This window comes from Paracoccus mangrovi (genome assembly GCF_042648425.1).
GTDB lineage: Bacteria > Pseudomonadota > Alphaproteobacteria > Rhodobacterales > Rhodobacteraceae > Paracoccus > Paracoccus mangrovi.
Genome location: NZ_JBHRXJ010000013.1, coordinates 99,588 through 113,258 on the forward strand (window position 1 = coordinate 99,588; position 13,671 = coordinate 113,258).

The window sequence follows — 13,671 nt, forward strand, 5'->3', positions numbered from 1 at the left end:
AAGGACATGTCATGCCCGCCTATCTGCACAATTCCTTTCACGATCAGAATTTCAGCCACACCTTCGGCGGCCATTTCCAGACCGTGAACCGGCCCGATACCGAATTCAGCTACAGCTTCGACGCCTTTTTCCACCCGCTGGTGCATCGGCTGGTCGAAGAGCTGAACCGCCGCTCGCTCAGGGGGCTTCTGGATCCCGATTTCCACGCCGGGCTGGCGCAGGATTTCTTTGCCGCCGCCTATGCCCCGCAACCCGAGGACAAGCAGGTGGCCTATGGCCCCTATCCGCGCAAGGAAATCGATCTTTCGGCCGCCGGCCCCTATGCGATCTATAACTGGGAATTGCTGTTCCACCTGCCGGTGACGATCGCCGTCCACCTAAGCAAGAACCAGCGCTTTGCCGAGGCCGCGCGCTGGTTTCATTACGTCTTTGACCCGACCTCGACCGATACCAGCCACCCGGCGCCGCAACGCTATTGGCGGTTCTTGCGCTTTCGCGAGGCGGACGAGGCGCTTCAGGTCGACGACCTGCTGCGCCTGCTAAGCAAGCCCGATGCCGAATGCAGCCAGACCGAGCGCGAGGAAAAACAGCGCGTTCTGGCCGGGTATGAGGCGATCCGCGACCACCCTTTCGAGCCCCATCGCATCGCGCGCACCCGGCTGATCGCCTATCAATATTCGGTGGTGATGCGCTATCTGGACAACCTGATCGCCTGGGGGGACCATCTGTTTTCGCAAGACACGATGGAAACCGTGAACGAGGCCGCCCAGCGTTATGTGCTGGCGGCCAATCTTTTGGGGCCGCGTCCCGAACGGCTGCCTGCGCGCGGCCAGACCCGCCCGCGCAATTATCGCGAGCTGAAGGCGGCGGGGCTCGACGCCTTCGGCAATGCGCTGGTCGCGCTCGAGGGCAAGTTTCCCTTTGACCTCGGGTTGCCGGGATCGCTGCCCGGGACGGATGAGGCGCCCCAGGCGGGGCCGCTTTTCGGCATCGGGCGCACGCTTTATTTCTGTATCCCCCGCAACGAAAAGCTGCTCGGCTATTGGGACACGGTCGATGACCGGCTGACCAAGATCCGCAATTGCATGAACATTCAGGGCGTGGTGCGCAGCCTTGCGTTGTTCGATCCGCCGCTGGATCCGGGGATGATGGTGCGCGCCGCCGCCGCGGGGCTTGATCTGGGGGCGCTGGCGGCTGGGCTGAACCAGCCCATAGGCCCGGTCCGCGCACAGGCGATGATCCAGCGCGCGCTGGACCTGACCGGCGAGGTCCGCGCCCTTGGCACCGCGCTTCTGGGCGCCATCGAAAAGCAAGAGGGCGAAACGCTGGGCCTGTTGCGCCAGAAACAGGAAATCCGCGTGCAGGAAATGACCCGCGAGGTGCGTTATCTGCAATGGAAACAAACCGAAGAGGCGTCCGAGGGGCTGTTGCGCAGCCGGGCCTCGGGGCTGGAACGCTATGACTTCGCCCTGCGTCAGCTGGGCCAGCGGCGCGACAGCAAGGCGCAGCCCGACACGCTGTCGCTATCGGGTCGCCGGCCGCTGTCCGAGGCCAATTTCGACGAGGCCTTGCAGGCGCTGGTGACCGATTACGACCGCCCGGTGACCGCGCTGCCCTATCCGGCGCTGCAACTTGCCGGGACCGGGGCGCCCGCCGCCACGGCCGGGGCCGAGGGCATGGGCAAGCTCTATCTCAATCTGGGCGAGGATGCGGAAATCAACATTCACGGCCCCGCTGCCGATGTGCTGCGCAAGGCGGTCATGACCGCCGATCTGATCACCGCCGTGCTGTCGGTGATCCCCGATATGGGGATTGATCTGCATTTCTGGGGCATGGGCGGGCATGCCAATATCTTTGGCGGATCGACGCTGGCGACGATGGGGCGGTTCTATTCGGGGGTCAAATCGATGGACGCCGCCGGCCATGACAACCAGGGCGGCCGCAAGACGCGCATCGCGGGCTATGAACGCCGGGCCGATGACTGGTTGCAACAGGCCAATCTGGCCGGGCGCGAACTGGCCCAGATCGGGCGTCAGATCGTCGGCGCGCTCATCGCCGAACAGGCGGCGCAGCGCGAATACGAAACCACCGTGCAACAGATCGAACAGTCGCGCGAAACCGACAGTTTTCTGCGCGACAAGTTCACCAATGAGGCGCTTTACGGCTGGATGCAGGGCGAGCTGTCAAAGCTTTACGGCAATTACTATCGCTTTGCGCTGGACACCGCCCGCCGCGCCGAACGCACCGTCAAGCACGAGCTGATGCGCCCCGAGGTGGATGCCGTCACCTATATCCGCCCCGATTACTGGAACGCGGGGCGGCGCGGGCTGCTTGCCGGCGAGGGGCTGCATCTGGACCTCAAGCGGCTTGAGACGGCCTTCGCCGAGAACAATCGCCGCGAGCTTGAGCTGACGCGCCAGATCTCGCTGCGGCAGCTGGATCCGGTGGCGCTGATGACGCTGCGGGCGACGGGGCGGTGCCGTTTTTCGCTGCCCGAGGCGCTGTTCGACATCGAGGCCGTGCATACCCATCGCCGGCTGCGTTCGGTGGCGGTGTCGCTGCCGGCGATGGTCGGGCCGAACGCGCCGCTGCACGCGACGCTGACCCTGCTGCGCAGTTCGGTCCGGGTGTCGTCGAAGCTGCGCGGCGGCGCCTATCTGCGCGCCGAAGAGGACGAGCGTTTCATCGACTATCAGGGCGGATCGGAACAGATCGTCACCAGCACCGGCCTGAACGATGCGGGCCTGTTCGAGGCAGGGGGGCGCGACGACCGGCCCCAGCCCTTTGAAGGCGCCGGGGCGATTTCGGGCTGGCAGCTTGAGCTGCCCGGCCCGCTTTCATCGTTCGACCGCACCAGCCTGTCGGATGTCGTGCTGCATCTGCGCTATACCGCGCGGCCGGGCGGCGACATCCTGACCGCGCAGGCGGGTGCCGAAATCGCCGCCGCGCTAAGCGATGCAAGTGCGGCGGGCCTGTCGCAATTGCTGATGATCGGGCAGGATTTTCCCATGGAATGGGCGGCTTTTGCCGGCGGCACGGGCGATCTGGCGCTGGTGCTGCGGCGCGGGGATTTTCCCTATTTCATCCGCAACCGGGGGATCGTGCTGGACGATATCACGCTGTTTGCCAGCGGTGCGGACCGGCTTTTGCGGCGCGATCTGCTGTCGCGGGGCAAAGCCGCCGATGCCCCCCGGCTTGACGCGCTGTCGGATGCGCTGTCCGACATGACGGGGGGCGCGGCGGGTGGGGCGGTGCTCAACATCGACGCCGATCTGGCGGTTCTGCGTCGCGCGCCGGATCATCAGACGGGGCTGCTACTGCGCTATCATCTTGCCTGAGGGGGCGGCCGATCCGGTGCGGCATGGCGGCCCCGATTCGCCCCGGATCTGCCCCGGATCCGCCTTGCGCTTTGCCGGGTCTGCCGCTATGAGCAAAAGCCGGTGCGGGTGTAGCTCAATGGTAGAGCAGAAGCCTTCCAAGCTTATGACGAGGGTTCGATTCCCTTCACCCGCTCCAGACACTCCATCGATCCGAACCCCCATTCGCCCCGGCAGGTCCGGCCCCGCGACCGTCGGGCCGTGAGGGCGCAATATCGGCGCTTTCCGGGTCCGAAATCCGCCATACCCCGCTGAATTCGGCGCAAATTTCGCCTCTGAGGCGAAATATCCCGCATGGCATCGCTTCTGTTCATTCCGCGGTTAAGCCGTTATACCCGCGAGCGATTATAGTTTTGCGATTATCATGCGGAGGCCCGTGATTTGAACGCCCCCTTCAGCCAGGCTGAGCGTCTGGGCCGTCTGACCACCGCTCTTGGCCGCGACGCGCTGGCACTGTTGCGCTTTGATGGTACGGATCACCTGAACGACCTGTTCGAATACCGGGTCGAGGCGCTGGCGATCCGCGACGATCTGGATTTCGACGCGCTTGTCGGCACCCATGCCACCGTCGAGATTGAGGCCCATGACGAGATGCGGCCCTTTGACGGCATCGTCACATCCGCCCGCTGGGCCGGGGTGGGCGAGAACGGGCACCGCTATGACCTGACCCTGCGGCCGTGGTTCTGGCTTGCGGGGCGGCGGCGGAACCAACGGATTTTCCATAATAAAACCGTTGTTCAGATTATCCGGGAACTGCTTTCGGATTACGCCCAGCTTGGCGATCCGGCATTGGAAATCCGCCTGTCAAAGGATTATCCGCCCCTGGAATATACGGTGCAATACCGCGAATCCGATCTGGATTTCGCCCGCCGCCAGATGGAGCGCGCCGGCATCAGCTTTCACTTTCGCCACGCCGTGGGCGGCCATACCCTGGTGCTGACCGACGATGTGCTGGCCCATGAGACGGTCGGCGCGCGGCCCTATAAATCCTATGACGGCCATCACCAGTATGAACAGGAACATTTCTGGGACTGGACGCCCGAACGCAACATCACCACCGGCGCCGTGCGGCTGACCGATTACAACTTCAAGAAGCCGGTACAGGCAATGGAGGTCGACCGGCTGGGCGATGCCCGCCACCCCATGGGCCAGATCGAAAGCTTTGATTACCCGGGCGATTATCCGGCACAGGATGTGGGCCGGCTGGTGGCCGGGCTGCGGACCGAACAGGAACGCGGCGCGGATCGCCGCAACCGGGCGGTGGGCGATTGCGCCAGCCTTGGCTCGGGGATGCGGATGACGCTTTCGGGCGACAGGGTGCCGGGCACGGGCGAAACCTATCTGTGCCTTTCCGCCAGCCATCATTTCGTCAGCGAGGCTTATGGTTCCGGCGGCCGGGGCAGCGACGGCTATGCCTTTACCGGCAGCTATGTGTTCATGCCCGACACCGCCCCCATGGCCCCGCCGCGCCGCACGCCGGTCGCCGTGGTCCAGGGTCCGCAGACCGCCGAGGTGGTCGGCGACGGCGAAATCGATTGCGACGAATATGGCCGCATCCTTGTCCGGTTCCACTGGGATCTGGCGGGGGCGTTCTCGATGCGCTGCCGGGTCAGCCAGAACTGGGCCGGAGGCGGCTGGGGCGGCATGGTCATCCCCCGGATCGGCATGGAGGTGCTGGTCGAGTTCCTCGAAGGCGACCCCGACAAGCCCGTGGTCGTCGGCAACGTCTTCAACGGCAAAAACGACGTGCCCTATGAATTGCCCAAGCACAAGACGCGCAGCACCTTCCGAACCAACAGCCATGACGGAAACAGGACCGGCCGGGGCTTCAACGAGCTCAGATTCGAGGATCAGGTCGGGGGCGAGGAAATCTATGTCCACGCCCAGAAGGACATGAATATCGGCGTCCGCAACAACCGTGCCGAACATGTCGGCGGCAATGACCATCGTCAGGTCATTAGAAACGCCACCGAGCTTGTGATGGGGATGCGGGCGGAATATTCGGTTCTTGGCAAGATCATGTCATCGGGCGGCACGCTGTCCATTTCGACCGGCGTTTCCAGCCATATCGCGGCGCTGCGCCCCGGATTTTTCGAAACCGGCGGAACCATCGCGCGGGATTTTTCCAGCCTTCTGGTCGATGCACAGGATGTGCGCTCATACGATCCCGGCTCGATCGTCATGAGCAGCGGCGCGGATATGGCGTTGCGCACGAATGGCGAGCTGTTCGTCGGCGCACAGGAAAGCGTCTCGATATCGGCGACGGAAAGCATCACCGCCGCCAGTGCCGAAAGCATCAGGATGTCGGCCGGCGGCGACATGATTTCCAACAGCGGCGGCAACATGATCATGGCCTCGGACGGGGCGATGATCCTGCGCTGCGGCGAGGCGGAAATCCTGCTCAGGCCGAATGGCGACATCACCATCAAGGGCAATATCCTGACCATGGAAGGCAAGCGCATATGCCTAAACTGATCGCGTGGCCGGTCATGTTGCTGCCGGCCCTGCTGCCGGCTGGCGCGGCCGCCTTTTCGGGCTGGAACAGCAAGAGTTCCGATCTGGATATCGGGGAATATTTCTGCACCACCAATCAGCCCGCGCTGACGACGGTCGCGCAAGCCCGGGAATGGTTCGACTATCTGGCATCCGGGCGCGCCGCAGAGATGATCGCATCGGGCAGGAACGGCGAGGCCTGTACCGGCACGATGCAACGCCAGATCCGGGACGGGATCTGGAATGCCGAGGGTCCGGCCGCGCTGTCGCAGATCATCGCGCTTGCGGGCTTTCTGGAATCCCCCCCGGCCGAGCCCGAACAAAGGCTGGCGCGCGAAACCGAGATGCTGGGCTGGCTTGCGCTGGCCTGCACGACCTTTTCCGGCGAGGAACGGGCCTGCATCGCGCGGGCGACGCGCGATCTTTCCGCCAAGGCCATATCCGAAAGCCCGGTATTCTGCGATGCCGCCCCCCGTCCCCCTGCGGACGCGGTCAGGCACAGCTATGAACCCTATTTCAAAGACGCATCCTTCGCGATCTGCGGCGCCCTTGTCGGTGAGCCGCGCGATCCCGCGGGCGACGGCTGGTGGTCGCGGGTCTCGACCGCGCTGTCGCCGATGCTTTCCAGCAAAAAGGCGGCAGAATGAAGATCACGGACAAGCTTGACTATGCCCATCAGCCGGAAATCGCGCTGCCGCTGGATCTTGGCGACGGGCCTTTCCTTTCTGCCCCCGCAAGCGGCGATGCCGCAAGCGCGCGCATGGCCGAGGTCGATTCGGTCTTTCGCCGGGACAAGCCGTTCCGCGAAACCATGATGACGGATATGCCGATCCTCGGAAAATCCGACATGATCTCGATCGGGTATTTCCGCGTCAGCGACAAGGTCGGCCCGAATTCGTTTCGCCGCGTTTTCCAGAGTTTCCGCAATGAACAATCGGCCACGCTCAGCGGGCCGGTCGTCATCGTGTTCCGGGGCGGCGGCACGGCCATCATCGAAGAGGGGCTGAGCGCCGTCGCCCCGACCCCGCAAAAGATAGAAGTGCCCAAGCCCGCCTACCCCACGCGCCGCAATGCACGCGGCAAATCGAGCGCCTCGCCCGGCCATGGCAAAAGCCTTGAGGATGCGATGGGAACGCTGGAACAGCTCCAGGCATGGGCAACCCCGACCCTGCCGGCGCAAAGCTCGTTCTTTTATGTCAATTTCCGCTTTCCCGCCTATGAACCCGCGGCCTCGGGTGCGGCGCTGACGCCGGGCGATGTGATGTGTTTCAACCCGCTGAGCGGTGGGCAAGGCTCCATAATGGACGCCAATCAATCCGACGAATTCGATATGGGCAACAGCGCCCGCGACGCCCAGGCCTATCGGTTCACCTATCCGCTTGGGCGTTCGGTGCCGGTGATTTTCGACATCATCAACCGAAACCCCACCCATTCCGTTGTCGTTGACATGAATGTTTCCGTGCTCATCGACCGGCGTGAGACAAAGCGCGACTGACACCCCGGCGGGACCCGGCGCCATCCGGGTCCGGTTGGGGATCGGGGCCAGCAGGGCACGGAAAGGAAACAGGGCGAATGCCGAAAGCGACGCGAAAGACCGATCTCGATACCGGCCACGGATCAAGGCCGCCCACCGCCGCCATCGAGGGCAGCGAGGACGTTCTGGTGAACGGTCTCAACGCCCTGCGACGCGGCGATGCGCTTGCCTCGCATGGCTGCAATGTCCCGGCCAGACGGGTCAGCGAGGGATCGCCCAGCGTCTTTTTCAACGGCCGCCCCGCCGCCCGGATCGGCGACAGCATCAATTGCGGCGGCACGCTTGCGACCGCATCCGATAACGTGTTCGTTGATGAAAACGAAGGGCGGACCGGCGCCGTTTTCGCGGCCGCGCCCTGTATCAGAGAGTGCATGCAAAGCGCCAGACGACGGAGCCAGGCATTTGTCGGAAAAAGCTGAACCAGCCGTGATCGAGAGATGGCGGGACGCCGCGCCCGGACGGGGTGCGGGCGGCCGCTTTCTGCTTGTCGATGCATCCGCCGGCCCCGAAATCCTGGCCACGCTCAGCGCGCAGCCCTTTGCCTATGCGTCGCTGTTTCACATGGCGGATCTGACGGTGTTGGCGGATGAGGCGCCCTATATCGTGGACCTTGGGCCGGATGGCGCCGGGGATGAAGCCGCCGACGCGCTAAGACAGTCGCTGATGCGCCAGAATGCGGCGATCGGGATGTCGGGCGATGGGGATCTGACCCTGATGCGGCGGCATTTTCGCAAATGGCTGACGGTAAGATTGCCGGAAAATCGGGAAAAGGTCATGTTCCGCTTTTGTGATGCACATATCCTGGCCGCCTTTCTCATGCTGTTGCCGGCGGCGGATGCAAAGGCGTTCTTTGGCCCCGTCCGCAGCTTTCATCTGCCGACGGCACAGGGCGAAAGGGTGTTCGAGCTGGGATCGCGGGCCGATGCCACCGAACCCACGCGCCTTGGGCCGGGTGAATATTACCAGATCACGCCCGTGCAGATGCAGCGCTTCGAAGAGGTCACGGGCGCGCGCTTCAAGGACGATCTCTTCCGCTTTTTCCGCGCCACCTTTCCCGACGAGCTTCGCCATCTCGACGACGCGGCCCTGCGCCGGCAGATCGATCTTGGGATCGCGGATGCGGACCGAATGGGCGACCTGCGCCCCGGCAGCGTTCTGACGGTCGAGGCGGTGCGCCTGTTGCGCCCCGATATCATCGACGACCCGCATGTCTGGAAAGAGGTGATGGAAAAGAATGCGCTGTCCGGGGATCCGTTGATGCGTGCCGCCATCCTTGAGGCCTATCTGACCAGCGACTTCCGCTCGCTGCAAGAACGCGAGGCTTATAACGCCGCCATCGACCGTTTCTGGCAGGGGGATTTCTGATGGCCGATGGCTATAACTGTCCGACCGGAAAATGCGGCAAGGACACGGATCCCCCCTGCCGGTCGGTCAAACGCGGCGATACTGTCGCCCCGAACTCGCGCGCGCATCTGGAACGCAATGCCTGCAACCGATGCCCGAAAAAGCCGCCGACACCGGTCTATATCACCAAACAGAACATCCGCACCGGCGTGGAGTTCAAGGTGCTCGACCGCTGGGTCGATCACGAAGGCAATACCTGGGAACCGGACAATGCCGTCACCGCATGGTGGTATCATGACGATCCGATCCCGGGGTTTCGGGATAATGGCAATATGACATTCCGCGTCGCCCGCGTGGCGGCGGGGGGCGCGCGCGGCTGGCAATGCCGTTACAAGAACGGGGCGCTGGACGACACATCGAAATATATGGGCACATATGATTATGCGCCCGCCGGGACCGCGGATCACGTCTCGATGGACGTGTCGCCGCATGGCAAGAATTCGAATTACGTGGGCGGCCTGACCCAGAAATACTAGCGCGGGGGGCGGTGCCCGGCAGATCAAGGCTTTGGCGGCGGGGCGATGGGGCACCCGTGCATTCCGCCGCGCAGCACCCGCGCCATTCACCCGACGCCCCCCTGCCCCCGCATGACCGCACATCGCGTTGACAAGCCAATCGCACCCAAGGCACCGCCCCCTGCGACGCTTGCGCAGCACCTGCCCATGGATGCGAAAAAGTCCCTTGTTTCCCCGCCTCGCGATCCATATACGGGGCGGCGGAGACGTGGCCGAGTGGTCGAAGGCACACCCCTGCTAAGGGTGCAGACGGGAAACCGTCTCGAGGGTTCGAATCCCTTCGTCTCCGCCACTTCCCTTCAAGGAATCGTTCTCCCGATCCCGCCGCGGCCGGATTTTCCCGTTGCTTTCGAGGGTTATGCGCGGTTGACTTTGCACTGGCGTCCTCGCTGCAGCAGCCGGAATGGTTCTCTAAAGCCCGATATTCTCCGGACCTCTCGACTACTAGCATCCGGTGTAGAGCCCGTAACCGATTGAAAATATGGGGGCAGATCCTCGCGCCACCTGAACACTTCGACGCCGGTGGCGTTCGTGAGATGGAACAGAAATCGAACTCCTGCAGCGAGCTTCAATCCGACAGGGGAAGCGCGTTGAGGTCTGACCGGATTTGTCGCCACCCCGGCATGTTTCGATCGAGGGTGTTCAAGAAGAGCTCGTCGTGTCGCGGTGATACGAAATGGGCCATTTCATGCAGGATGACGTAGTCGAGGGCGGCCAGAGGCTTCTTCGCCAGGTCGAGGTTCAGCCACACCAGCCCCTTTTCGGGATTGCAGCTGCCCCACTTCGTCTTCATCAACCGGATGCCCCAGCGCGGTATCGGTACGCCGAGCCGATCCGACCACTTGGCGATGCGGGGAGCGGCCTTTTCCCGCAGCTGTGATCGGTACCACGTCGCCATCCTGCGTGCATTCTGATCGGGCGTTGAGCCTGCTGGCACCAACATCGTCAGGCGATCCGAAGCGTCTGGCCGAATCGCACAGCGGTTCTTGTCGTTTGGCTGGACCATAAGCCGAAGCGGTTTGCCGAATACAAAATGGGTCTCGCCGGAGACGTACCGGCGTTCGGGTTGTCTCGCCTGACCTTCGAACTCGCGCTGCTTCTTCTTGATCCAGCCCAGCCGGGTCACAACCGCGACCCGGACGGCGTCTTCGCTGATGGCCGGAGGGGCAGCGACCCGCACGCGACCGGCCGGAGGATAGACCCCGATATGCAGGTTCTTGATCGGTTTGCGGACCAGTTCTACCGAAAGCCCGGCGATCTCAATCACTTCAGTATTCATCATGCGACCGAATGATCTCGATGATGCTGTCCACGGCGTCCTCCGCATCGAGTATCTCCAGCAGTTTTCGCCGCAGCATCCGCTCCTTCATCTTGTTGCCGCGCCATCCCGTCTGGGCGGTGCTTCGGATTGCCTCATCAACCGCCATGGTCGCGGCTTCATCCTGAGCGAGATTGTCGTAGAGCGCCTTGCGCCCTGGCGTGGTCATGGTCGGCGGGTATTCGCTGCCGTGCCCGGCCTTTACCGCCCTGACCAGTTCCGCGATCTTTTCCAGGTATTCCGCGTAGGCGATGGCGTCGTCCTTACGTTTCTTGACTAGGTCGGTCAGCAGCTCGGACATTCGTTCGTAGAACTTCGGGTTCACCGGCGTTTCATCGATGATCAGCCTGCGCACGTTGTTCTCGATGGCTTCGGCCACGTTCTCGCGCTTCTTTTTCAGGGAACTTGACAGCTCGTCATCGACGGCCGCCCCCTTGCTGACCACCAGGTCAATCAGGCTGATATCGTCCAGGTGCGAGATCACCTCGGACTCGTCGGCCTTGATGTAGGTGTCGATCAGGTGCCGCATCGCGGGCTCGAACTGCTTCATGTCCACAGCATCGCCGCTGTGCAGGCGCACCGCATCGCGCAGCGAAATCGCCCGTTCAACCTCGTTGCGGTACTGCCCCAGCTGCAAGTCGTTCACGCCCGAGGCTGCGGGATCATCGGCCACCGATGCGAACGCCCGGGCATAGGCCCCTGCCAGTTTGTAAAGCGCCTGACGCCGCCGGGCCTTTTCATCGGCCTGCGGATCGACCTCCCATCCGCCCGGGCTGGAGAAATAGGCAAGCATCTGGTCGTCGCCTTTTGGCTGCTCAACTGGATCAAGCAGCCCGAACCAGGCGTCGCGCGCGGTCATCAGATCCTCGCCCGCCTTTTCGGCCCGAGAAGAAATCAGCCCCTCGACATCGGCAGCATCGAAGGCGTCGAAGGCGCCCGAAGTGTAGTCCTCGACGGCCGTTTCGATGTTCTTGAACAGGTCCTTGTAATCGACGACATAGCCGTAATCCTTGTCGTCACCGTCCAGGCGGTTCACCCGGCAGATCGCCTGGAACAGCCCGTGGTCGCGCATCTGCTTGTCGATGTAGATGTAGGTCGCGGTTGGCGCGTCGAAGCCGGTCAGCAGGCGGCTGACGACGATCAGCAGCTTCATCTGTGCCGGTTCCTTGCGGAATTTCCGCAGGGCCTCGGCTTCATAGGCCTCTTCATCCGTGCCCAGATCGGTCATCAGCCGGTCATAGACGCGATAGACGTACTGCTTTTCCGTCTCGCCCATCCCGGCCTCTTCGCCGGTCAGTTCCGAGGCGTTGCGGGTGTAGGACGTGACGATGGCGCATTTCCCGGCGAGGTCCGAGCCGGAATTGCGGAAGATCTCGAACAGCCTGCACGCCTCGGGGATCGACCCCGCCACCAGCATGGCGTTGCCGCGGCCAGCCTTCAGGCGCGGCTTCAGCTCCATGTCCATGATGATGTCGTTGGCGATCTGTTCCAGGCGATCCTTCGAGGACAGCACGCGCTGCAACGTGCCCCATCGCTGTTTCAGGGTCGCCTTGGCCACCGGGGTCAGGCCCTTCGTTTTGGCCTCGAACCATTCATCGATCTTCTTGGGCGAAGCCACGCGCTGGTCGATGTCGCGCGCCTCATACCGCAGGTCCAGCACGACGCCATCCTCGACCGCCTCGTTGAAGCGATAGGGCGTGCCGATGTAGGGCCCGAACACCTCGAGCGATGTCTGCTTGTCCGACCGCAGAAGCGGCGTGCCGGTGAAGCCGAAGAACACCGCGCCAGGCAGGATAGTTCGCATGGCGCGCGCGAGCTTGCCCGATTGGGTCCGGTGCGCCTCGTCGATGAAGACGAAGAACTCGCCAACCGGCGCGCCGATCTGGCCGCACTGGATGTCGGCAATCATGGCGCCCAACTCGTCCTCTTCCCGCCGCCCGAACTTGTGAACGAGCGAGGACACCACCCGATCCTTTGGGTCGGCCAGCGCAGCCAGCAGGTCGGCGCCGGACTTCGCGCGTCGCACATTGTCGCCGGTGTTGCCAAAGACCGCCTCGATTTGGTCGTCCAGTTCCTTGCGGTCTGTCACCACCAGGATGCGCGCATCGGGGCGGGCCTCGCGGATCCAGCGGGCCAGCATAACCATGATCAGGCTTTTCCCCGAGCCTTGGGTCTGCCAGATGATCCCGCCCTTCTTCGCTGCCACAGCCTCTTGCGCGGCCTTCACGGCGAAATACTGGTTGGGGCGGGTGACCTTCTTGATGCCTGCGTCGAACAGAATGAAATCGTTGATCAGCTCCAGGAACCGCGCGGGGGCCAGCATCTGCGCCACATCGCGGTCGAGCGGGTTGGTGATCGTGCTCTCCTCCTTCCAGGCCAGCCAATAGGGCTGCGGGGTCTGGATCGCGGCATAGCGCAGGCCCTGCATGTCGTTGCCTGCGAATGTGATCTGCACCGTGGTGAAGAAGTGCCGGATGAACTCGGGGCGCTGGTTGTCCAGCGTCTGGCGGATGCCTTCGCCCAGATCGACGGTGGATTTCTTCAGCTCCACCACGCCCAGCGCGATGCCGTTCACATAGATCACCAGATCGGGGCGCTTGTTATAGGCCTTGGGGTTCTTGGCGGTGACGGCCACCTCTTCGGCGACGCCCAGATCATTTGCAGCGGGGTTGTCCCAATCGACAAAGCGCACGGTGACCGGGGCCTCGCCCGGGCCGGGGGTGACCTGCACGCCATAGCGCAGCATGTCATAGGTGGCGCGGTTCGCTTCATAAAGCTTCAGCCCATCCATCCGGGCGGCGCGTTGCAGTTCTGCAATGGCCTTGGTCGCCACCTCGGGGTCATGGCCGCGGGCCAGCAGCCAGGGGCGCAACAGGGAGGGTTCGATATTGGCATTGCCCTCTCGCTTTTGCCAATCACCAAGGTAGAGCCAGCCGAGGCCGCCGGAGCGCCCGGAGGTATCGCCGCACATCTGCGCGATCATGCGGTTCTGTGTGGCGCGTTCCGGATCGCCGATGGCCATGGAGATAC

Annotated in this window: 9 protein-coding genes and 2 tRNA genes; 9 read left to right on the forward strand and 2 right to left on the reverse strand. The window is 63.5% G+C overall.

Annotation, left to right across the window (positions count from 1 at the left end):
• Positions 1-11 precede the first annotated feature (11 nt).
• From ACFOMH_RS16005 to ACFOMH_RS16045, 9 genes are all read left to right on the forward strand, one after another.
• Positions 12-3,338 carry a Tc toxin subunit A-related protein gene (locus tag ACFOMH_RS16005; RefSeq protein WP_377745721.1) on the forward strand — a complete coding sequence of 1,109 codons (3,327 nt, stop codon included), beginning with the start codon at positions 12-14 and terminating at the stop codon, positions 3,336-3,338.
• A gap of 104 nt (positions 3,339-3,442) precedes the next feature.
• Positions 3,443-3,516, forward strand: a tRNA-Gly gene (locus ACFOMH_RS16010).
• 242 nt (positions 3,517-3,758) lie between these two features.
• Positions 3,759-5,852: a type VI secretion system Vgr family protein gene (locus tag ACFOMH_RS16015; RefSeq protein WP_377745722.1), complete on the forward strand. Its 2,094-nt coding sequence runs from the start codon at positions 3,759-3,761 to the stop codon at positions 5,850-5,852.
• Positions 5,840-6,517 carry a hypothetical protein gene (locus tag ACFOMH_RS16020; protein WP_377745723.1) on the forward strand — a complete coding sequence of 226 codons (678 nt, stop codon included), beginning with the start codon at positions 5,840-5,842 and terminating at the stop codon, positions 6,515-6,517. The genes ACFOMH_RS16015 and ACFOMH_RS16020 overlap by 13 nt, the downstream gene beginning before the upstream one ends.
• The gene (locus ACFOMH_RS16025; RefSeq protein WP_377745725.1) at positions 6,514-7,365 is read left to right on the forward strand and encodes a hypothetical protein; all 852 of its coding nucleotides are present in this window, start codon (positions 6,514-6,516) and stop codon (positions 7,363-7,365) included. Before ACFOMH_RS16020 ends, ACFOMH_RS16025 begins: the two co-directional genes overlap by 4 nt.
• 77 nt (positions 7,366-7,442) lie before the next feature.
• The gene (locus ACFOMH_RS16030) at positions 7,443-7,823 is read left to right on the forward strand and encodes a PAAR domain-containing protein (RefSeq protein WP_377745726.1); all 381 of its coding nucleotides are present in this window, start codon (positions 7,443-7,445) and stop codon (positions 7,821-7,823) included.
• A gap of 7 nt (positions 7,824-7,830) precedes the next feature.
• Positions 7,831-8,769 (forward strand): DUF4123 domain-containing protein, encoded by a 939-nt coding sequence (locus ACFOMH_RS16035; RefSeq protein WP_377745728.1) that lies wholly within the window; start codon positions 7,831-7,833, stop codon positions 8,767-8,769.
• Entirely contained in the window at positions 8,769-9,284 is a 516-nt protein-coding gene (locus tag ACFOMH_RS16040) for a hypothetical protein (RefSeq protein WP_374426862.1), read from the forward strand. The genes ACFOMH_RS16035 and ACFOMH_RS16040 overlap by 1 nt, the downstream gene beginning before the upstream one ends.
• Positions 9,285-9,525: 241 nt before the next feature.
• Positions 9,526-9,615: transfer RNA gene (locus ACFOMH_RS16045), tRNA-Ser, on the forward strand.
• Positions 9,616-9,891: 276 nt separating this feature from the next.
• On the opposite strand, the gene ACFOMH_RS16050 is transcribed toward ACFOMH_RS16045, so the two are convergent.
• Both ACFOMH_RS16050 and ACFOMH_RS16055 read right to left on the reverse strand, forming a co-directional pair.
• Positions 9,892-10,605: a M48 family metallopeptidase gene (locus ACFOMH_RS16050; RefSeq protein WP_377745729.1), complete on the reverse strand. Its 714-nt coding sequence runs from the start codon at positions 10,603-10,605 to the stop codon at positions 9,892-9,894.
• Complete coding sequence (locus ACFOMH_RS16055; RefSeq protein ID WP_377745730.1) at positions 10,592-13,663, reverse strand: type I restriction endonuclease subunit R; 3,072 nt, start codon at positions 13,661-13,663, stop codon at positions 10,592-10,594. Before ACFOMH_RS16055 ends, ACFOMH_RS16050 begins: the two co-directional genes overlap by 14 nt.
• Between the last annotated feature and the right edge of the window lie 8 nt (positions 13,664-13,671).